This is a genomic window from Pseudomonas sp. MBLB4123, assembly GCF_051904775.1.
Lineage (GTDB): Bacteria > Pseudomonadota > Gammaproteobacteria > Pseudomonadales > Pseudomonadaceae > Aquipseudomonas > Aquipseudomonas benzenivorans_B.
This window is the reverse complement of the sequence record NZ_CP196711.1, coordinates 4,052,618-4,072,343: the sequence shown is the minus strand read 5'-3', so window position 1 is coordinate 4,072,343 and position 19,726 is coordinate 4,052,618. Positions and strand designations below refer to the sequence as shown.

Genomic DNA, 19,726 nt, shown 5'->3' with positions numbered 1-19,726 from the left:
GATGCCGACGACCTTCGATGAGATTCCCCGCGAGCGCCCGCTGACGCCCCTGCTCGACCGCGCGAACACGCCGGACGAACTGCGGCGCCTGGGCGAGGCCGAACTGGAGGCCCTGGCCGACGAGCTGCGCCAGTACCTGCTCTACACGGTCGGCCAGACCGGCGGGCACTTCGGCGCCGGCCTCGGGGTGATCGAGCTGACCATCGCCCTGCACTACGTCTTCGACACCCCGGACGACCGTTTGGTGTGGGACGTCGGCCACCAGGCCTATCCGCACAAGATCCTCACCGGGCGCCGCGAGCAGATGAACAGCCTGCGCCAGAAGGACGGCATCGCCGCCTTCCCGCGGCGCAGCGAGAGCGAGTACGACACCTTCGGCGTCGGCCACTCCAGCACCAGCATCAGCGCCGCCCTGGGTATGGCCATCGCCGCCCGCATGCAGGGCAGCACGCGCAAGTCGGTGGCGGTGATCGGCGACGGCGCGCTGACCGCCGGCATGGCCTTCGAGGCGTTGAACCACGCCTCCGACGTGGGGGCCAACATGCTGGTGGTGCTCAACGACAACGACATGTCGATCTCGCGCAACGTCGGCGGCCTGTCCAACTACCTGGCCAAGCTGCTCTCCAGCCGCACCTACGCGAGCATGCGCGAGGGCAGCAAGAAGGTGCTGTCGCGCCTGCCCGGGGCCTGGGAGATCGCCCGCAAGACCGAGGAACACGCCAAGGGCATGCTGGTACCCGGCACCCTGTTCGAGGAACTGGGCTGGAACTACATCGGCCCGATCGACGGCCACGACCTGCCGACCCTACTCGCCACCCTGCGTAACATGCGCGACCTGGAAGGCCCGCAGTTCCTCCACGTGATCACCAAGAAGGGCAAGGGCTTCGCCCCCGCCGAGGTCGACCCGATCGGCTACCACGCCATCACCAAGCTGGAACCGATAGACGCCAAGGCCGCGCCGAAGAAAGCCGGGGGGCCGAAGTACTCCAGCGTGTTCGGCCAGTGGCTGTGCGACATGGCCGCGCAGGACCGGCGCCTGGTCGGCATCACCCCGGCGATGAAGGAAGGCTCGGACCTGGTGGCCTTCAGCGAACGCTACCCCGAGCGCTACTTCGATGTGGCCATCGCCGAGCAGCACGCCGTGACCCTGGCCGCCGGCATGGCCTGCGACGGCGCCAAGCCGGTGGTGGCGATCTACTCGACCTTCCTCCAGCGCGCCTACGACCAGCTGATCCACGACGTGGCGGTGCAGAATCTCGACGTGCTGTTCGCCATCGACCGCGCCGGCCTGGTCGGCGAGGACGGCCCGACCCACGCCGGCAGCTTCGACCTGTCCTACCTGCGCTGCATCCCCGGGATGCTGGTGATGACCCCCAGCGACGAGAACGAGCTGCGCCGCATGCTCACTACCGGCTACCGGCACCTGGGCCCGGCGGCGGTGCGCTACCCGCGCGGCAGCGGCCCCAACGCCCCCACCGAACCGGGCCTGGAACCCCTGGAGATCGGCAAGGGCGTGGTCCGTCGCCAGGGCAGCCGGGTCGCCCTGCTGGTATTCGGCGTGCAACTGGCCGAGGCGCTGAAGGTTGGCGAGGCGCTGGACGCCACGGTGGTGGACATGCGCTTCGTCAAACCCCTGGACGAGGCCCTGGTGCGCCAGCTGGCGGCCGAACACGAGCTGCTGGTGACCGTCGAGGAAAACAGCATCATGGGCGGCGCCGGCAGCGCGGTCAGCGAGTTCCTGGCCCAGGAGAACCTGCTCAAGCCGGTGCTGCACCTGGGCCTGCCGGACTACTACGTCGAACACGCCAAGCCGGCGCAGATGCTCGCCGAGTGCGGCCTGGACGCCGCCGGCATCGAGGAATCGGTGCGCCAGCGCCTGACCAGGCTGCAGGGCTGAGCAGTCGACAGGCTGCATTGTATTAGCCGCCGCGGCGCTGATGCTGCGCGGCGCTTCGTTTGTCCGAGGTCGCGGTAACAACCGCGTGAAAAGGGAAGCAGGTGCGTGGCCGGCCAGTTCGACCGCCACAAGGCCTGCGCTGCCCCCGCAACGGTAACCGACGGTGCTCGCCTGCGAGCACGGGTTTTCCCGACACACCACTGGGCTCGCCCGGGAAGGTGGGAAGACCCCAGTCGGCAGCCCGGAGACCTGCCTCGGCGCGATCTGACTGGTGTTGCGGAGGGCATCACCGTCAAGCACCGGCGGCCGCCTCCTCGCCCGTGCTTGTCCCTGCCCTCCTCGAAAGACTTCTAACTTTTGAGGATTGATCGATGAAACTGTCCCGCCTCGCCCTGGCCGTGACCCTGACGCCCGGCCTGACCCAGGCCGCAAGTCCCGCCGAACCCTATCAGGCGCCGCCGCTGGTGGTGACCCGCGGCACTCCACTAAGCACTCCCGCGCCTAGCAGCGTGGCGGTGATCACCCGCAAGCAGATCGAAACCAGTGCCGCCAGCAGCCTGGTGGAAGTGTTGCGCACCCAGGCCGGCCTGCAGATCCGCGACACCCTCGGCGACGGCAACCGAGTCGCCATCAGCCTGCGCGGTTTCGGCGAGAACGCGGCCAACAACAGCCTGGTGCTGGTCGACGGCCGACGCCTGAACAACCCCAGCCAGCAGGCAGCCGATCTCAACAGCGTGCCCCTGGCCAATATCGAGCGCATCGAGATCATTCGCGGTGCCGGCAGCATTCTTTACGGCGACCAGGCCGTCGGCGGGGTGGTCAACATCATCACCCGCACCCCGTTGGAGAACGAAGCCTATGTGGAGACCAGTCACGGCAGCCATGACCTGGAAGCCTATCGTGGTCATGCCTTCCGCCAACTGGGCGGCGGTTTCTCGCTCTACGCCAACGGCGAAGCGCGGCATGCCGACGGCTACCGCGACAACAACCACGCCAGCTACAGCAACGCCTTCGCCCGCTTACGTCACGACCACGAGGGCGGCTGGCTGCTGGCCGAGTACCAAACCATCGATGACGAGTTGCGCTTGCCCGGCGCCCTGAGCGAGAACCAGCGCCGCGCCGACCGCAAGACCAGCTTCAAACCGCGGGACTTCAGCGACAGCAAGACCCAGGTCAATCGCTTCGCCGCCCGCCAGGCACTCGATGACACCTGGACGGCCGACTTCGACTACAGCTACCGCGACAGCGACAGCGTAGGCTTCCTCTCCGCCCCCTTCACCCAGGGCACCCGCGTCGAGACCCTGAGTCCACGCCTGACCGCGCACTGGGACAGCGCGCTCGGGCGCAGCGAATGGCTGCTCGGCCACGACCACATCACCAGCGACTACGAACTGGCGTCCGCCTTCGGCACCACCCGCTTCCGCCAGACCCTGCGCGACTGGTACAGCCAGCTCAGCCAGCCCCTGGGCCACGAGTTGACCCTGACCCTGGGCTATCGCGCCAGCGAGGCGGAGGATCGCAATCAAGGTCTTGGCCTGCGTCACACCGATCGGGAGGACAGCACCAGCCTGGGCCTGAGCTGGCAAGCCGATACCCACACCCGCCTGTTTCTCAAGCGCGAGGACGTACTGCGCTTCGCCAACGTCGACGACAACGGCTTCACCTCTCCCGGCACTCGCTTCCTCGAGCCGCAGACGGGGGTGTCATGGGAAGGCGGGATCGAATGGCAGGATGCCGTGCAGCGCTACCAGCTGAGCCTCTATCGTCTCGACCTGAAGAACGAAATCGCCTTCGACAGTGCCGCGCCCGGCCCCTTCGGCCCGGGCGCCAACGTGAATCTGGATGACACCCGTCGCGACGGCCTGCTGCTCGAAGGGCGGCGCCAATTCAACGACCGCCTGAGCCTCAATGGCCAGTACAGCTTCACCGACGCACGCTACCGAGGGGGTAACTTCAAGGACAACGACGTGCCTTGGGTCGCCCGGCACACGGCCAGCCTGAGCCTGAGCTACCTGCTAGTGAAGGGGCTGGCCGGCTACGTCGAGGCCAACTACACCGGCCCACGTTACCTCGCCAGCGACGACGCCCATGCCCTGCCCCGCGAAGGTGGTTATACCCTGCTCAATCTCGGCTTGAGCTACGACTATCGACAGTTCAGCAGCAAGTTGAGGGTCAACAACCTGACCGGCAAACGCTACGACAGCCATGCCGGCCACAATGCCTTTATTGCAGGCAATAAGGCGCTCTATCCAGCACCGGAAGAAGAAGTGCAACTGAGCGTCGGCTACCGCTTCTAATCCCCCAGCATCGGCAGCCAGGCCCCGCGATCGCGGGTCCTGGCGCACTCAGAGCACTACCGAGCCTCGGCCAACAGCGCGCAGAGTTTCTCGGTGGCCGCCAGCATCTGAAAACTGGGCCGCTCCAGGCCCTTGTCCGGCACCGGATAGAGCTGGTTGCGGCGCACCGCGGCCAGCCCCGGCCAGCTGCGCCAGATATCCAGCTGGGCGCCTGAGCCGGCGAGTATCACCTCGGGGTCGCGCTGCAGTACCGCCTCGACGCTGACCTGCGGCGCCGGCAGGGCGAGGTCGGCGAAGACGTTTTCGGCACCGCACAGACGCAGGGCATCGCTGATGATCTGCCGCCCGCCTATGGTGTACAGCGGCTTGTCCCAGATCTGGTAGAACACCCGCAGCGGCCGCTCGCGGCGGTAATGGGCGTGCAGCTCGGTGAGCCGCTCGCCGAAGCGCCGGCGCAGCTGGCGGCCCTGCTCGGCGCGCCCGAGGCGCTCCCCGATCTCGGCGAACTGCTCGGCCAGATTGTCCAGATCGCGCGGTTCGGCGATCAGCAGGGGGATGCCGAAATCCCGCAGCTGCCGGCGCTGGGCCGGGCTGATGCTATCGGGCCAGAGCAGCACCAGGTCGGGCTGCAGACCGATCAGGCTCTCCATCTCCAGCTGGCCATAGCGCCCCACCGACGGCAGGTGGCGCAGCGCGGCCGGCCGTTCGCCACCGTCCAGCACCCCGACCAGCAGGTCGACGGCATCCAGCTCCACGACGATTTCGCTGAGCGAAGGCGCCAGACTGACCACCCGCTCGACCGCCAGTGCCGGCCAGGCCAGCAACCCGAGCAGAAACAGCGCCAGGCGAGGCATCAGCCGAGTTGGCGGGGGATGCGGTAGAGGTAGAGCAGTACCAGGCTGGACAGGCCGAGCAGCAGCAGCGGTATCCCCTCCAGGCCGGCGAAGACGGCAACGGCGGCAATCCAGGCCGGCAGTGCGGCCACCCACATGGCGCGGCCCCGGCACAGGCCCAAGGCCTGCCAGGCATCCGCCTCCTGGGGGCTGTCGAGGGCTTTCTCGGTCGCCACCAGGGCGCGCTTGTAGGCCCCGAACAACGGCAGGCTGGCGAACATCGCCAGTAGCCCGGCGATGAACAGCGGCATGGCCAGCACGCCCGGCTGGCGACCGGCGCCGAACAGCAGGTTGAGGCAGAACAAGGGCGTCAGGGCCAGCGCCACCCGCACCCACCAGGCCAGCGCCAGGCGGCGGCGCATCTCGCCACGGTTCACAGGGAGTCCTCGACCTCGCCCTGATGCAGGTTGCCGAGCAGGTGGCCGAGCTTGCCGGCCTTGGTCGCCAGGTACTTCTTGTTGTGCGGGTTGTGGTCGATCTGCAGCGGTACGCGGGTGGCCACGGCCACGCCCATATCGCCCAGGGCATTGACCTTGCGCGGGTTGTTGGTCATCAGCTTGAGCGCGCGAATGCCCAGGTGCTCGAGCATCGGCCGGCAGATCGCGTAGTCGCGCTGATCGGCGCCGAAGCCCAGGCGCTCGTTGGCTTCGACCGTGTCGGCGCCGCCGTCCTGCAACTCGTAGGCGCGGATCTTGTTCAGCAGGCCGATGCCACGGCCCTCCTGACGCAGGTAGAGCAGCACGCCGCGGCCCTCGGCGGCGATCGCACGCAGCGCCGCCTCGAGCTGGAAGCCGCAGTCGCAGCGCAGGCTGAACAGCGCGTCGCCGGTCAGGCACTCGGAATGCAGGCGCCCCAGCACCGGCTCGCCGTCGGCGACATCGCCGAAGGTCAGCGCGACGTGCTCCTTGCCGGTGGCCTCCTCGAGAAAGCCATGCATGGTGAACACGCCGAACGGCGTAGGCAGTTGGGAGGCGGCGACGAACACGACAGGCACCGGATGCTCCTAAGAAGATAAGGCCGGGAAAGTGACAAGAGCGGCATTGTAACAGCAGCCCCCGCCAGGGGGTCAGCCTGAATTACCGATGATAAGGATCGGCCCGCCTCAGTGCTTGGACTCCAGTACCAGCACATCCTGCTCGACCTTCCAGCCGACCCGGCTGAGAAAGCTCATGCCGAGCAGCGCCTCGGTCGGCGAGTCGCCCTCCAGCACCACGGCCTCGACCCCCAGCACCTCCAGGCTACCGAGCTTGACGCTCTTGAGGTTGACCTTCCAGCCTCGCGCCGTGCCGCTGGCCGTACTGACCTGCAGGGGCCGGCCCTCCACCCGGTAGTCGATGCCCAGGCGGCGGGCCTGACCGCCGTTGAGGGCGATCGAGGTGGCGCCGGTATCGACCAGAAACTGCACCGGGTGGCCGTTTACCGAACCGGCGGCCCAGTAGTGCCCGCCTATGCCCTTGGCGATGCTCAGCTGACGCTTGCTCGCTTCGGCGAAGCCGTCGCTGTACTCGCGGCTCAGACCATAGCTGCGCTCGACACCACCGACCCGCAGCACCGCGCCACGGCTGTCGGCGCTGACCACCTGCACGCCGCCCGGCCCGGTCTGGCCGACCTTAACCAGCTTGCGCTGACCGTCGACATTGAGCACCGCCGCCCCGGGGAACAGGCCGACCACCCGCACCTGCGGCTCGGCCCAGACGCATCCGGCGGCAGCCAGCAGCACGCCGGCCGCAAACCATTTCGATCCCTGTTTCACGCTCGCTGCTCTCCTTAGTCGAAGGGATAGGGTTGTTGCCAGTGCTTGAACACCGGCCGCAGGCTGCCACGCCTGACCAGCTCGTCCATGCGCCTGTCGAACAGCGCAGCCAGGGCGCGCCCCCGGGACGTATCGGCGAAGCCCAGGTACAGCGGCAGATGGGTCAACGGCGTCAGGCGAAAGCGCGCCGGCTCGGCGGCGCGCCCGAGCAGGACCTCGAGCTCGTCGTGGGCGTCGAGGAAAAAGTCGGCCCGTCGATACTGCAGCATCTGCAGGATATCGCTATCACGCTGAACTTCCCGGTAGCGCGTCAAGTTTGGCAGATAGCGTTGCAAGGCATAGCCACGCATCCACACCAGCTGCGTGGCGCCGATGCTGGCCAGGGTCGGCGCCGGGCGCTCGGCCAGGCCCAGCGCGCTGATCCGGTCGGCATCGTAGTGCCAGCGCGGGTAGATCACCCCCTGATCGATCTCGTCCTTGTAAGAGCCGACCCAGGCATCGGCCTGACCGCGCTGCACCAGGCCGATGGAGCGGGTGTAGGGCACGCTCTGGATCACCAGTTCGACGCCGGCCGGCTCGAACACCTGGCGCAGGATATCCCAGGCCAGGCCGCTACCGTCCGCCTCGGTGTCATCCTCCCAGACCTCGCTGGCCAGGCGCACCTGCGTCGGCACGACCGGCTCGGCCCGAGCGCCGGTCCAGGCCAACAGCCCTATCAATATCGTCAGCCAGAAGCCGCGCATCTCCGCCCTCCGGTCTCGCTAGAAGCCCAGTCCCGCCGCCAGACCGTTGGCCCAGCCCCAGACCACCAGCTGCATGGCCAGCCAGGCGAAGACCCCGGCCAGCACATCGTCGAGCATGATGCCGACACCGCCGTGCACATGCCTGTCGACCCAACGGATCGGCCAGGGCTTGAGGATATCGAACAGGCGGAACATGACGAAGCCTAGCAGCAGCCAGAGCCAGCCCTCGGGCACCAGCCACAGGGTGATCCACATGCCGACCATCTCGTCCCAGACGATGCCCTCGTGGTCATGTACGCGCAGATCCTCGGCGACCTTGCCGCACAGCCAGAAGCCGAACAGCATGGTCAGACCGAGCATCAGCCAGTAGCCCCAGTCCGGCAGCATCTGCCACAGCGGAATGAACGGCAGGGCCACCAGCGAACCCCAGGTGCCCGGCGCCTTCGGCAGGGTGCCGGAGCCGAAACCGAAGGCCAGGAAGTGCCAGGGGTTGCGCCAGACCGAGGGCGGCACTCGCGAAGTCTCAGACACCGGCGGCTCCGAAATGCTGATAGCCCTGCGCCGGCGCGGCGATGCTGCGCCCCTGCTCGTCCAGCAGCCGCACGCCCTGGCCGGACTCGACCCGGCCGACCACCTGCACCGGCCAGCCCGCGGCCTGCAGCCCGGCCAGCTGCGGCGGCGGCAGGGTGAAGGCCAGCAGGTAGTCGTCGCCGCCGCCGAGCGCGCAGCGGCGGGCGCCCTGCTCCCCGAGCAACTCCAGCAGGGCTGCCGAGATCGGCAGGCGCGCCTGTTCGACCGACAATGCCACCCCGGAGGCCGCGGCGATGTGCCCGCAGTCGGCCAGCAGGCCGTCGGAGATGTCCAGCGCGGCCGTGGCCTTGCCCAGCAACGCCTGGCCCAAGGCCAGCTGCGGCTGCGGTGACCAGTAGCGCGCCAGTAGCGCTTCGGCGACCTCCGCCACGGCCTGCCGCCGCCCCAGCACCAGCTCCAGGGCGCCGGCACCTTCGCCCAGGCAACCGCCGACGCAGAGCAGGTCGCCGACCCGTGCGCCGGCACGGGTCAGCGCCTGGCCGGCCGGCACTCGGCCGAATACGGTCAGGGTCAGGCTCAGCGGCCCGCGGGTGGTATCGCCGCCGATCAGGCGTGCGCCGCACTGCTGCGCCATGCGGTCCAGGCCGCGGGCGAAGGCCTCGAGCCAAGCCGGCTCGGCACGGGGCAGGGTCAGGGCCAGGGTGAAGCCGATGGGCGTCGCGCCCATGGCGGCCAGGTCGCTGAGCGACACGCCGAGGGCGCGCTGCCCGAGCCGGTAGGGATCGGCCGAGGCGGGGAAATGCACGGCCTCGACCAGGGTATCGGTGGACACGGCCAGCTGTTCGCCGGCCGGCAGCTCCAGCAGGGCGCAGTCGTCGCCGATGCCCAGGGCCACGCCTTCGCCGCCCCGCGCACAGGACGCGGCGGCGAAGTAGTGACGGATCAGCTCGAACTCACCCAAGGCAGGCGCGCCGGGATCAGCGCTTGTGGGCGCGAACTTCGTCGGCGCGCAGGCGCGGCGCCAGCTTGTCCAGCACGCCATTGACGAACTTGTGTCCATCGGTGGCGCCGAACACCTTGGCCAGCTCGATGCCTTCGTTGATCACCACGCGATAGGGGATATCGATGCGGTTCTTCAGCTCGTAGGTGGACAGGCGCAGGATCGCCAGCTCGACCGGGTCGATCTCCTCCATGGGGCGGTCGAGCAGCGGCGCGAAGGCCCCGTCGATCTCGGTCTTCTGCCGCGCCACGCCGTGCAGGATCTCGTGGAAGTAGGCGCCGTCGACGGCACCGAAGTCGTTGTCCACACGGAACTGCGCTTCGATCTCGTTCAGCGCCTGGCCGGCGATGTGCCAGGAGTACAACGCCTGCATGGCCAGGGTGCGCGCCTCGCGGCGCGCCAGGGTCTTGGCGCTGGGGCCCTTCTTCGCCGGCTTCTGGCCCTGGCTGTCGTGCTGGCTCACTTGGCCTCCAACTGCGCCAGCAGGCTGACCATTTCCAGGGCGGACAGGGCGGCTTCGGCGCCCTTGTTGCCGGCCTTGGTGCCGGAGCGCTCGATGGCCTGTTCGATGGAATCCACGGTCAGCACGCCGAAGGCCACCGGCACGCCGAACTCCATGGACACCTGGGCCAGGCCCTTGGTGCACTCGCCGGCGACGTATTCGAAGTGCGGGGTACCGCCGCGGATCACCGCGCCAAGGGCGATGATGGCGTCGAACTCGCTGCGCTGAGCGACCTTCTGCGCCACCAGGGGAATCTCGAAGGCACCCGGGGCGCGGATGAGGGTGATGTCGCTTTCGCTCACACCGTGGCGCACCAGGGCATCGACGGCACCGCTTACCAGGCTTTCGACGACGAAGCTGTTAAAGCGGCCGACCACCAGGGCGAAACGGCCCTTGGGGGCGATGAAAGTACCTTCGATGGTCTTCAGGGTCATAGCGGATCTCGTCTGGGAAAGAGCCGGGGCGCGAGCCTGCGCCCCATGGGGTTATTCAGAGGGCAGGTATTCTACAACTTCCAGGTCGAAACCGGATATTGCGTTGAACTTCATCGGCGAACTCATCAGGCGCATCTGGCGCACGCCCAGATCGCGGAGGATCTGCGAGCCGGCGCCGACGGTGCTGTAGGTGGTCGGATTGGCCGCCCTGTGCTCGTGGCCGAGCTGACGCTCCAGATGGGCCAACAGATCCGGGCCGGTCAGCGGGTTGCCCAACAGCAGCACCACGCCGCTGCCGGCCTTGGCCACCTCGGCCATGGCCGCGCGCAGACTCCAGCGCCCCTCCTGCTTGACCATGAACAGGTCGCGCAGCGGGTCCATGTTGTGCACCCGCACCAGGGTCGGCTCCTCGGGGCTGATGCTGCCCAGGGTCAGGGCCATATGCACGTCGCCCTCCACCGCGTCGCGGTAGGTCACCAGATTGAAGTGACCCAACTCGGTGTCCAGCTCCTGCTCGCTGATGCGCTCGACGGTGCGTTCGTGGATCAGCCGGTAGTGGATCAGGTCGGCGATGGTGCCGATCTTGATGCCGTGCTCGGCGGCGAACTCCTCCAGCTCCGGGCGACGGGCCATGGTGCCGTCGTCGTTCATGATCTCGCAGATCACCCCGCTCGGCTCGAAGCCGCCCATGCGCGCCAGGTCGCAGGCCGCCTCGGTATGCCCGGCCCGGGCCAGCACGCCGCCCGGCTGGGCCATCAGCGGAAAGATGTGGCCGGGGCTGACGATGTCGTCGGCCTTGGCGTTCTTCGCCGCCGCGGCCTGCACGGTGCGCGCCCGGTCCGCGGCGGAGATGCCGGTGGTGACGCCTTCGGCGGCCTCGATGGACACGGTGAACTTGGTGCCGAAGCCGGAGCCGTTGCGCGGCGCCATCAGCGGCAGCTTGAGCAGCTCGCAGCGCTCGCGGGTCATCGGCATGCAGATCAACCCGCGGGCGAAACGGGCCATGAAGTTGATGTGCTCGGCGGTGACCGCCTCGGAGGCGATGATCAGGTCGCCCTCGTTCTCGCGGTCCTCGTCATCCATGAGGATGACCATCTTGCCGGCGCGGATGTCTTCGATCAGTTCTTCGATGCTGTTGAGTGCCATGCTGGCGGTTCCTTAATTCTTCAGGTAGCCGTGTTCGGCCAGAAAGCTTTCGGTCAGGCCGGCGGCCTTGGGTTCGGCGGCCTTGTCGCCGAGCAGCAGGCGCTCCAGGTAACGCGCCAGCAGGTCCACCTCGAGGTTGACCAGTCGCCCCGGACGGTAGTCGACCATGATGGTCTCGGCTAGGGTGTGCGGCACTATGGTCAGCTCGAACTCGGCGCCGCTCACGGCATTGACCGTCAGGCTGGTGCCGTCGACCGTGATCGAACCCTTGTGGGCGATGTACTTGGCCAGCTCGCGCGGCGCGCGAATCTTGAATTGCACGGCGCGGGCATTGTCCTCGCGCGACAGCACCTCGCCGACGCCGTCGACATGGCCGCTGACCAGGTGCCCGCCCAGGCGGCTGCTGGGGGTCAGGGCCTTCTCCAGGTTGACCCGGCTGCCGGGCTTGAGGTCGACGAAGGCGGTGCGCGCCAGGGTCTCGCGGCTGACATCGGCCCAGAAGCCGTCGCCGGGTAGCTCCACCGCGGTCAGGCAGACGCCATTGACCGCGATGCTGTCGCCCAGCTTGACGTCGCCCAGGTCGAGCTTGCCGGTCTCGACGTAGACGCGCACGTCACCGCCCTTGGGGCTCAGCGCCCGAATGCTGCCGATGGCTTCGATTATGCCGGTGAACATAGCGCCTCCGCGGACTCGGAAACGACACGAGGCGGATGGAACACGCCGCGCGCCGGAGTCGAGTGATAAGTCTGTGACATCTGGACGAACTCCTGTTTATCAAAAACAGGGCGTGACTGATCGAAAGGGATCTGGCAGGCGCCGGCTACGGCCCCCTTGCAGACAATCCCGCTCTCTCTTTATCCGGACTGTGACCGTCGGCCCCGGAATCGCACCGGGTCTGCTGACCTTGCCGGCGCCCTGCGACAGGACCCTCGGCAAGCGCTCGCGGGCTAGGCGCCTTGCGCGCCATTACCGCCGGTGGGGAATCGCACCCCGCCCTGAGAACGTTGCGGCCACCCAAATGGCCGAGACGCGTTGTACCACAATTGCCCCCGCCCTGCATGGTCCGAGGCCCGCACCCGGCCGCTCAGTCCCTGCCCTTGGGCACGGCGACGATCCGCCAGTCATCGCCCACGGCGCGCAGGTCGACGATCTTCAGCTCCAGGGCCTCGGCCATGCGCGCCAGGGGCAGGTCGAGCAGCGGGCGGGCGCTGGAGCCGAGCAGCTTGGGCGCGACGAACAACTGGTATTCGTCGACCAGCCCCTGGCGGGCGAAGGCGCCGGCCAGGCGTGGCCCGGCCTCGACCAGCACCTCGTTGGCGCCGCGGGCGGCCAGCTCGGCCAGCAACTTGCCCAGGTGTACATGACCGTTGCTGCCGGGCACGGCCAGCAGCTCGTGCCCCTCCTCGAGGAAGCGCTCGCGCGCCGCGGCCGCGGCACAGGTGGCCACCAGCGCCGGCCCGGCCTGGAAGAACGGCACGTCCAGCGGCACCCGCAGGCGCCCGTCGACCAGCACCCGCAGCGGTGGACGGGCCGCGGCCAGGGCGGTCAGTTCGGCGCCCAGGCCCAGCTCGTCCGGGCGCACGGTCAACAGCGCGCCATCGGCCAGCACCGTGTCGGCGCCGCTCAAGACCACGCTGGAGCGGGCGCGCAGGCGCTGCACCGCCGACCGTGCCGCCGGGCCGGTGATCCATTGACTCTCACCGCTGGCCATGGCGGTGCGACCGTCCAGGCTCATCGCCAGTTTGACTCGCACCAGTGGCAGCCCCTGCTCCATGCGCTTGACGAAGCCCGCGTTGAGGCTGCGCGCCTCGGCCTCGAGCACGCCGCAGTGCACCTCGATGCCGGCCTGCTGCAGGCGCGCCAGGCCGTTGCCGGCCACCTGCGGGTTGGGGTCGCGCATGGCCGCGACCACTCGCGCGACGCCGGCGGCGATCAGCGCATCGGCGCAGGGCGGGGTGCGGCCATGATGGCTGCAGGGCTCCAGGGTGACATAGGCGGTGGCGCCCCGGGCCCGGTCGCCGGCCTGGCGCAGCGCATGCACCTCGGCATGGGGCTCCCCGGCCCGGGCATGCCAGCCCTCACCGATGATGCGTCCGTCGACGACTATGACGCAGCCGACGCGCGGATTGGGATGGGTGGAGTACAGGCCCTTGCGGGCCAGCTCGAGGGCACGGGCCATGAAGCCCTGATCGGTGTTGTGCATCAGTCTTTCGACGGTTCGCGGGACAACCGGTCGATCTCCTCGCGGAATTCGTTGAGGTCCTGGAAGCGCCGGTACACCGAGGCGAAGCGGATATAGGCGACCTCGTCGAGCTTCTGCAACTCGCCCATCACCAGTTCGCCGAGCACCAGCGACTTGATCTCGCGCTCGCCGGTGGCGCGCAGCTTGTGCTTGATATGGGCGATGGCCGCCTCCAGGCGCTCGATGCTCACCGGCCGCTTCTCCAAGGCGCGCTGCATGCCGGCACGCAGCTTCTCCTCGTCGAAGGGCTGACGGCTGCCGTCCTGCTTGATCAGCCGCGGCATCACCAGCTCGGCGGTTTCGAAGGTGGTGAAGCGCTCCTCGCAGGCCAGGCACTCGCGCCGGCGGCGCACCTGCTCGCCCTCTGCGACCAGGCGCGAATCGATGACCTTGGTGTCGTTGGCACCGCAGAACGGACAGTGCATAGAGGGCAGTCGCCTTGAACGGGAAGGCGCCATGGTAGCGCATCCCGCCGGCAAGACAAGCCGCGGACTTTAGGGTATACAGGCGCGCCTGCAACTAAGCTTCATGGCACCCGTGCCGATGGACCTCTCCATGTCGCCGAGACCGCTTGCCGCACTTGCCCTGGCCGTATTGCTCGCTGCCTGTGCGAGCGCCCCCGACACCGCCGCGCCGCCAGCGGCCAGCCCCAAGCCGGCCGCACCCCCGCCACCGGTGCCCGAGCACCTGCGCGAGCTTAGCGGCCAGCTGCTCGGCGTGCCCAGCGGCGCCGAGGTCGAGCTGGCCCTGCTGACCCTGGACCCACGCGGCCTGCCCCAGGGCCTGTTGGGCAATATCCAGCTCAGCGGCAACGGCGGCGCCCTGCCCTTCCGCCTGATCTTCAACCCGCAATCCTTTCCCCAATCCCTGCGCGTCGAGCTGCGCGGCCGCGCCCACCGCTCCGGCCAGCTGATCCTGCGCCTGCCGCCGCTGACCATCCGCCACGCCGGCAGCCAGGCCGTCGGCACCCTGCGCCTGGTGCCCGCGCCATGATCCCGCCCCGCGAGCTGCAGGCGGCGCTGGGCGAACGGCTCGGCGACGCCCGCCTGGCCGCCACGCCGCTGCCCGGCACGGCGCTGCGCCTGTGGCTGATCGAAGCGAGCAACATGGACCGCGCCTTCAGCCCCGAGGAGACCCGGCGCATCCTCGAGGAGCCGCCCTACTGGTGCTTCTGCTGGGCCAGTGGCCTGGTGCTGGCCCGCTGGCTGGCCGAGCAGCCGGACTGGGTGCGCGGCAAGCGCGTGCTGGATTTCGGCGCCGGCTCCGGGGTGGCGGCGATCGCCGCGGCCAGAGCCGGCGCCCGCGAGGTGGTGGCCTGCGACCTGGACCCACTGGCGCTCGCCGCCTGCCGGGCCAACGCCGAACTCAACGGCGTCGAGCTGGGCTACTCGGCCGACTTCTTCGCCGAGGCCGACCGCTTCGACCTGATTCTGGTCGCCGACGTGCTCTACGACCGCGCCAACCTGCCGCTGCTCGACCAGTTCCTCGGCCGCGGCCGCCAGGCCCTGGTCGCCGACTCGCGGGTGCGCGACTTCCAGCACCCACTGTACCGCCGCCTCGCCATGCTGGAGGCCTGCACCTGGCCGGACCTGGCCGAGCCGGCGGAGTTTCGCCGGGTCAGCCTGTATCACGCGCGACGCGATTGAGGCGCGCGCCCTTGTATCCGCGCGCCCGCGGCCGCATCTATAGTCCTACCCTCCCTGTCCCTGCCCGAGACCGATCATGAGCGACACCCCCTATATCTTCGACGTATCCGGCGCCGCCAACTTCGAACAGCTGGTCATCCAGAACTCCTTCCACAAACCGGTGCTGGTGGACTTCTGGGCCGAATGGTGCGCGCCGTGCAAGGCGCTGATGCCGCTGCTGGCGCAGATCGCCGAGGGCTACCAGGGCGAGTTGCTGCTGGCCAAGGTCGACTGCGACGCCGAACAGGACATCGTCATGCGCTTCGGCATCCGCAGCCTGCCCACCGTGGTGCTGTTCAAGGACGGCCAGCCGGTCGACGGCTTCGCCGGGGCCCAGCCGGAGTCGGCGATCCGCGCCATGCTCCAGCCCCATGTCGCCGAACCGCCGGCGCCCCAGGCCGACCTGCTGCAGGACGCCCAGGCACTGTTCGCCGACGGCCGCATCGGCGAGGCGGAGAACCTGCTCAAGCAGCTGCTCGTCGAGGACAATGAAAACGCCGCCGCGCTGATCCTCTATGCCCGCTGCCTGGCCGAGCGCGGCGAGCTCGGCGAAGCCGAGACCGTGCTCGACGCGATCCAGGGCGACGAACACAAGCAGGCCCTGGCCGGCGCCCGCGCCCAGCTGACCTTCCTGCGCCAGGCCGCCGACCTGCCGGAGGTCGCCAGCCTGAAGAGCCGCCTGGCGCAGAACGGCGAAGACGACGAGGCGGCCTACCAGCTGGCCATCCAGCAACTGGCGCGCCAGCAGTACGAGGCGGCGCTGGATGCCCTGCTCAAGCTGTTCGTGCGCAATCGCGGCTATGCCGACGGCGTGGCCCACAAGAGCCTGCTGCAGGTGTTCGACCTGCTGGGCAACGACCACCCGCTGGTCACCGTTTACCGGCGCAAGCTGTACCAGGCGATCTACTGAGCCCGCCGCCCCCGGCTGGATACAGACCGGGGAACTCCGGCCTAGCCGCCTATCCAGTGGTAGACCGGCGCATCCTCCCCCGCCTCCACGCGCACCTGCGCGCAATGGCGCAGACGCACCAGCAGGCGCTTGCCCGCCGCCTCCCCCCCGGCCAGCCCGGCCAACTGCTCGAGCAGCTGCGGGCCCTCGATCCGTCCGGCCTGGCGCACCAGCGCCAAGCAAGTCTGCCACCGGGCATCGCTCTGCACCGCCGCCCCGACCGGCGTGGCCTCGACAGGCTCCGGCGCCACGGCGGCTGGCAGCTGGGCGGCCAGCTGCGCCCAGTCCTCGGGGCCCAGCTCCACTGTCAGGTCCACCGGCCAGTCGCCGATGCGTCCACGAATACGCAGCATCTCGTCGCCCTCGCTATAGAGGCGACCATGCTCCCATGTCGCACTCGTCCGGCCAAGGGACTGGTCGAGCGCCGGCAAAAGTTGTTATAACATAACCAAATATCGACAGGAGTCCCTCACCATGCGTCACCTGCTGCTCGCCCTGCCCTTCGCACTCCTCCCCCAGGCCATCGCCCAAGCCAACGAACACCACCACGATCACGGCCACCACCATGAGCACGACCAGGCGCATGGCAGCCTGGGCGCCCACGAGCACGGCGTCGCCAGCCTCAACCTGGTGCTCGATGGCCAGCTGCTGGAATTGCAACTGGAAAGCCCTGCGATGAACCTGGTGGGTTTCGAGCACGCCGCCAAGAGCGCCGCCGATAAGGCCAAGGTCGCCGCCGCGCGCAGTCAGTTGCAAAACCCGCAGGCCCTGTTCGGCCTGAATGCAGGCGATTGCAGTCTGAGCGAGACGGAACTGGAGAGCCCGCTGTTCGAAGATGGCGAACATGAGCATGAAGGACATCACGGCGACGAAACACACGGCGAACACAGCGAAATCCATGCGCATTACCAACTCGACTGCAAAAAGCCCGACGAACTCAAGCAGCTGAACCTGGCCGAACTGTTCGAACGCTTCCCCACCACCACGAAAATTCAGGTACAACTGATCGGCCCGAGCGGCCAGCAGGGGGCCGAACTGACCCCCGCGCAGCCGCGCCTGAGCTTCTGACCCCTTGCGGGGCGGAGAACCGCCCCCATTACCGCAACCCTGGCCCACGAACCCGCCGATAGCCGGACCATGACCCGACCTCTGATCGAACTCGCCGACCTCGGCTTCGCCTGGCCCGGCCAGGCCGAGTTGCTGGACATCCCCAGTTTCACCCTGCAACGCGGCGAAAGCCTGTTCCTCAAGGGCCCCAGCGGCAGCGGCAAGACCACCCTGCTGGGCCTGCTCGGCGGCGTGCAGCTGGCCCAGCGCGGCACCGTCCGCCTGCTCGACCAGGCCCTCGACGCACTGTCGCCCGCGGCCCGCGACCGCTTCCGGGTCGACCACACCGGCTATATCTTCCAGCAATTCAACCTGCTGCCCTTTCTCTCGGTGCGCGAGAACGTCGAACTGCCCTGCCGCTTCTCGCGCCTGCGCGCCCAGCGCGCGGTGCAGCGCCACGGCAGCATCGATGGCGCCACCGCGGCCCTGCTCGAACACCTGGGCCTGGCCCCCGAGCTGCTCGGGCGGCGTGCCGACCAGCTGTCGATCGGCCAGCAGCAGCGGGTCGCCGCGGCCCGCGCACTGATCGGCCAACCGGAGCTGGTGATCGCCGACGAGCCGACCTCGGCGCTGGATGCCGACAGCCGCGAGGCCTTCCTCCAGCTGCTGTTCGCCGAATGCCGCGCGGCCGGCGCCAGCCTGCTGTTCGTCAGCCACGACCAGAGCCTGGCACCGCTGTTCGACCGCAGCCTGTCGCTGGCCGACCTCAACCGCGCCACCATGCCCCGGGAGACCTGAGATGCACCTGCTGCGCATCGCCCTGGCCAGCCTGGCCAACCGCCGTTTCACCGCGCTGCTCACGGTGTTCGCCATCGCCCTGTCCGTCTGCCTGCTGTTGGCCGTGGAGCGGGTACGCCACGAGGCCCGCGCCAGCTTCGCCAGCACCATCAGCGGCACCGACCTGATAGTCGGCGCCCGCGCCGGCAGCCTGAATTTGCTGCTGTACTCGGTGTTCCGCATCGGCAACGCCACCAACAACATCCGCTGGACCAGCTACGAGCAGCTCGCCGCGCACCGCCAGGTCAAGTGGGCCATCCCCCTTTCCCTCGGCGACTCGCACCGCGGCTACCGGGTGCTGGGTACCAGCCAGGGGTATTTCGAGCATTACCGTTACGCCCGCAGCCAGCCCCTGCGCCTGCGCGAGGGCCGCCCCTTCGCCGACGACCCGTTCGAGGTGGTGCTCGGCGCCGAGGTGGCCGAGGCCCTGCACTACCGCCTCGGCGACGACCTGGTGCTGGCCCATGGCGTGGCCAGCATCAGCCTGCTCAAGCACGACGACAAGCCGTTCCGCGTGGTCGGCGTACTCGCCCGCACCGGCACGCCGGTGGACCGCACCCTGCACATCTCCCTGGCCGGCATGCAGGCGCTGCATGTCGACTGGCAGGGCGGCATGCCGGCCCGCGGCGCGGCCCGGGTCAGCGCCGAACAGGCCCGCGCCATGGACCTGCAGCCCGAGCAGATCACCGCCGTACTGCTGGGCCTGCGCAGCAAGATCGCCACCTTCAGCCTGCAACGGGAGATCAACGAGTACCGCGGCGAGCCGCTGCTGGCGATCCTCCCCGGGGTCGCCCTGCAGGAGTTGTGGAGCCTGATGGGCACGGCGGAACAGGCGCTGTTCGTGGTTTCGCTGTTCGTCGTGCTGACCGGTTTGATCGGCATGCTCACGGCGATCCTCACCAGCCTCAACGAGCGCCGCCGGGAGATGGCGATCCTGCGCTCGGTCGGCGCCCGCCCCTGGCAGATCGCCGGCCTGCTGGTACTCGAAGCCCTGGCGCTGGCCCTGGCCGGCGCCCTGCTCGGCCTGGCCCTGCTGTACCTGGGCATCGCCGCCGCCCAGGGGCCGGTGCAGGCCCACTATGGTCTGTACCTGGCCCTGACGGTGCCGACGCTCTATGAGTGGACGCTGCTCGGCGCTATCCTGGCCGCCGCCCTGCTGATGGGCGGTGTGCCGGCCTGGCGCGCCTACCGCCAGTCGCTGGCCGACGGCCTGTCCATTCGCCTATGAGGTTGTTCCATGCCCCGCCCGTTGCTCGCCGCCCTGCTGCTCACCCTGGTCCTGCCGTCCTGGGCCGGCGTGGTACGTGAACTGACCTGGGGCGAACTGGTCCCCGCCGACGCCCCGCCGCCAATCAGCGCACCGGCACCCGTGCACGACCTGTCGCAACTGGCCGACGCCCTGGCCGCCGAGTCGGGCCCGGCGGCTAAACAGCAAGCTCCCGCCGCCCCGGTGGTCGCGGCCCTGGATGGCCAGGCGGTGAAGCTGCCCGGCTATATAGTGCCGCTGGACGTGACCGACGAGGGGCGCGTCACCGAGTTCCTCCTGGTGCCCTACTTCGGCGCCTGCATCCATGTGCCGCCACCGCCGTCCAACCAGATCGTGCATGTCACCGCCGAGTTGGGCGTGCGCCTCGATGCCCTGTACCAGCCCTTCTGGATCGAGGGGCCGCTGCGGGTCGAGGCGAGCAGCAGCGAGCTGGCCGAGGCCGGCTACCGGATGGCCGCCGACAAGATCTACCCCTACGAGCTGCCCGACAGCTGAAACGCCAA

The 19,726-nt window shown here is 68.9% G+C and carries 23 protein-coding genes and 2 riboswitches; of the genes, 9 read left to right on the top strand and 14 right to left on the bottom strand.

The genetic code is table 11. From position 1 onward, the window contains the following. Nucleotide 1: 1 nt before the first annotated feature. Together dxs and ACSX1C_RS18825 are read left to right on the top strand one after the other, a co-directional pair. Entirely contained in the window at nucleotides 2-1,897 is a 1,896-nt protein-coding gene (gene dxs, locus ACSX1C_RS18830) for a 1-deoxy-D-xylulose-5-phosphate synthase (protein WP_439887393.1), read from the top strand. Between the two features lie 49 nt (nucleotides 1,898-1,946). Further along, nucleotides 1,947-2,168, top strand: a riboswitch (cobalamin riboswitch). A 100-nt stretch (nucleotides 2,169-2,268) separates the two neighbouring features. Then, nucleotides 2,269-4,194 carry a TonB-dependent receptor family protein gene (locus ACSX1C_RS18825; protein ID WP_439887392.1) on the top strand — a complete coding sequence of 642 codons (1,926 nt, stop codon included), beginning with the start codon at nucleotides 2,269-2,271 and terminating at the stop codon, nucleotides 4,192-4,194. Nucleotides 4,195-4,250: 56 nt separating this feature from the next. Here the strand turns inward: ACSX1C_RS18825 and ACSX1C_RS18820 are convergent, their stop codons facing one another. The 13 genes from ACSX1C_RS18820 to nrdR all read right to left on the bottom strand — a co-directional run bounded on the left by ACSX1C_RS18820 (nucleotide 4,251) and on the right by nrdR (nucleotide 13,863). Then, nucleotides 4,251-5,048 carry a cobalamin-binding protein gene (locus ACSX1C_RS18820; RefSeq protein WP_439887391.1) on the bottom strand — a complete coding sequence of 266 codons (798 nt, stop codon included), beginning with the start codon at nucleotides 5,046-5,048 and terminating at the stop codon, nucleotides 4,251-4,253. Beyond that, a complete protein-coding gene (locus ACSX1C_RS18815; RefSeq protein ID WP_439887390.1) occupies nucleotides 5,048-5,464 on the bottom strand; it encodes an MFS transporter in 417 nt (138 codons plus the stop codon). Before ACSX1C_RS18815 ends, ACSX1C_RS18820 begins: the two co-directional genes overlap by 1 nt. Then, nucleotides 5,461-6,081, bottom strand: a complete 621-nt coding sequence (ribA, locus tag ACSX1C_RS18810) for a GTP cyclohydrolase II (RefSeq protein WP_439887389.1) — start codon at nucleotides 6,079-6,081, stop codon at nucleotides 5,461-5,463. Before ribA ends, ACSX1C_RS18815 begins: the two co-directional genes overlap by 4 nt. 108 nt (nucleotides 6,082-6,189) lie before the next feature. After that, nucleotides 6,190-6,840 (bottom strand): retropepsin-like aspartic protease family protein, encoded by a 651-nt coding sequence (locus ACSX1C_RS18805; protein ID WP_439887388.1) that lies wholly within the window; start codon nucleotides 6,838-6,840, stop codon nucleotides 6,190-6,192. Between the two features lie 14 nt (nucleotides 6,841-6,854). Next, nucleotides 6,855-7,583, bottom strand: coding sequence for a substrate-binding periplasmic protein (locus ACSX1C_RS18800; RefSeq protein WP_439887387.1), 729 nt, complete (start codon nucleotides 7,581-7,583; stop codon nucleotides 6,855-6,857). Between the two features lie 18 nt (nucleotides 7,584-7,601). After that, nucleotides 7,602-8,129, bottom strand: coding sequence for a phosphatidylglycerophosphatase A family protein (locus ACSX1C_RS18795; protein ID WP_369960423.1), 528 nt, complete (start codon nucleotides 8,127-8,129; stop codon nucleotides 7,602-7,604). Further along, the gene (thiL, locus tag ACSX1C_RS18790; protein ID WP_439887386.1) at nucleotides 8,107-9,075 is read right to left on the bottom strand and encodes a thiamine-phosphate kinase; all 969 of its coding nucleotides are present in this window, start codon (nucleotides 9,073-9,075) and stop codon (nucleotides 8,107-8,109) included. Before thiL ends, ACSX1C_RS18795 begins: the two co-directional genes overlap by 23 nt. Nucleotides 9,076-9,091: 16 nt before the next feature. Then, nucleotides 9,092-9,577, bottom strand: a complete 486-nt coding sequence (nusB, locus tag ACSX1C_RS18785; RefSeq protein WP_439887385.1) for a transcription antitermination factor NusB — start codon at nucleotides 9,575-9,577, stop codon at nucleotides 9,092-9,094. Continuing rightward, nucleotides 9,574-10,050 carry a 6,7-dimethyl-8-ribityllumazine synthase gene (ribH, locus tag ACSX1C_RS18780; RefSeq protein ID WP_439887384.1) on the bottom strand — a complete coding sequence of 159 codons (477 nt, stop codon included), beginning with the start codon at nucleotides 10,048-10,050 and terminating at the stop codon, nucleotides 9,574-9,576. Before ribH ends, nusB begins: the two co-directional genes overlap by 4 nt. A gap of 51 nt (nucleotides 10,051-10,101) precedes the next feature. Then, complete coding sequence (gene ribBA, locus ACSX1C_RS18775; protein ID WP_439887383.1) at nucleotides 10,102-11,196, bottom strand: bifunctional 3,4-dihydroxy-2-butanone-4-phosphate synthase/GTP cyclohydrolase II; 1,095 nt, start codon at nucleotides 11,194-11,196, stop codon at nucleotides 10,102-10,104. A gap of 12 nt (nucleotides 11,197-11,208) precedes the next feature. Further along, nucleotides 11,209-11,871, bottom strand: coding sequence for a riboflavin synthase (locus tag ACSX1C_RS18770; RefSeq protein WP_439887382.1), 663 nt, complete (start codon nucleotides 11,869-11,871; stop codon nucleotides 11,209-11,211). A 166-nt stretch (nucleotides 11,872-12,037) separates the two neighbouring features. Further along, nucleotides 12,038-12,203, bottom strand: a riboswitch (FMN riboswitch). A gap of 77 nt (nucleotides 12,204-12,280) precedes the next feature. Next, entirely contained in the window at nucleotides 12,281-13,399 is a 1,119-nt protein-coding gene (gene ribD, locus ACSX1C_RS18765) for a bifunctional diaminohydroxyphosphoribosylaminopyrimidine deaminase/5-amino-6-(5-phosphoribosylamino)uracil reductase RibD (RefSeq protein WP_439887381.1), read from the bottom strand. Continuing rightward, on the bottom strand, nucleotides 13,399-13,863 hold the full coding sequence (nrdR, locus tag ACSX1C_RS18760) for a transcriptional regulator NrdR (protein ID WP_318643675.1): 465 nt from the start codon (nucleotides 13,861-13,863) through the stop codon (nucleotides 13,399-13,401). Before nrdR ends, ribD begins: the two co-directional genes overlap by 1 nt. Nucleotides 13,864-13,993: 130 nt before the next feature. On the opposite strand from nrdR, the gene ACSX1C_RS18755 reads away from it, so the two are divergent. The 3 genes from ACSX1C_RS18755 (at nucleotide 13,994) to trxA (ending at nucleotide 16,033) form a co-directional block, all read left to right on the top strand. Then, nucleotides 13,994-14,431 carry a hypothetical protein gene (locus ACSX1C_RS18755; protein ID WP_439887380.1) on the top strand — a complete coding sequence of 146 codons (438 nt, stop codon included), beginning with the start codon at nucleotides 13,994-13,996 and terminating at the stop codon, nucleotides 14,429-14,431. Continuing rightward, nucleotides 14,428-15,084, top strand: coding sequence for a class I SAM-dependent methyltransferase (locus ACSX1C_RS18750; protein ID WP_439887379.1), 657 nt, complete (start codon nucleotides 14,428-14,430; stop codon nucleotides 15,082-15,084). Before ACSX1C_RS18755 ends, ACSX1C_RS18750 begins: the two co-directional genes overlap by 4 nt. 76 nt (nucleotides 15,085-15,160) lie before the next feature. Next, nucleotides 15,161-16,033 (top strand): thioredoxin, encoded by an 873-nt coding sequence (gene trxA, locus ACSX1C_RS18745; RefSeq protein ID WP_439887378.1) that lies wholly within the window; start codon nucleotides 15,161-15,163, stop codon nucleotides 16,031-16,033. 41 nt (nucleotides 16,034-16,074) lie between these two features. Here trxA and ACSX1C_RS18740 read toward each other — a convergent pair whose 3' ends face one another. Beyond that, nucleotides 16,075-16,425 carry a hypothetical protein gene (locus tag ACSX1C_RS18740; RefSeq protein ID WP_439887377.1) on the bottom strand — a complete coding sequence of 117 codons (351 nt, stop codon included), beginning with the start codon at nucleotides 16,423-16,425 and terminating at the stop codon, nucleotides 16,075-16,077. A gap of 121 nt (nucleotides 16,426-16,546) precedes the next feature. Between ACSX1C_RS18740 and ACSX1C_RS18735 the strand changes: the two genes are divergently transcribed. From ACSX1C_RS18735 to ACSX1C_RS18720, 4 genes are all read left to right on the top strand, one after another. After that, a complete protein-coding gene (locus ACSX1C_RS18735) occupies nucleotides 16,547-17,140 on the top strand; it encodes a DUF2796 domain-containing protein (RefSeq protein ID WP_439887376.1) in 594 nt (197 codons plus the stop codon). A gap of 69 nt (nucleotides 17,141-17,209) precedes the next feature. Next, the gene (locus ACSX1C_RS18730) at nucleotides 17,210-17,917 is read left to right on the top strand and encodes an ATP-binding cassette domain-containing protein (protein ID WP_439887375.1); all 708 of its coding nucleotides are present in this window, start codon (nucleotides 17,210-17,212) and stop codon (nucleotides 17,915-17,917) included. A 1-nt stretch (nucleotide 17,918) separates the two neighbouring features. After that, nucleotides 17,919-19,184, top strand: coding sequence for an ABC transporter permease (locus tag ACSX1C_RS18725; protein ID WP_439887374.1), 1,266 nt, complete (start codon nucleotides 17,919-17,921; stop codon nucleotides 19,182-19,184). Between the two features lie 9 nt (nucleotides 19,185-19,193). Beyond that, complete coding sequence (locus ACSX1C_RS18720; RefSeq protein ID WP_439887373.1) at nucleotides 19,194-19,718, top strand: DUF3299 domain-containing protein; 525 nt, start codon at nucleotides 19,194-19,196, stop codon at nucleotides 19,716-19,718. Nucleotides 19,719-19,726: the final 8 nt, after the last annotated feature.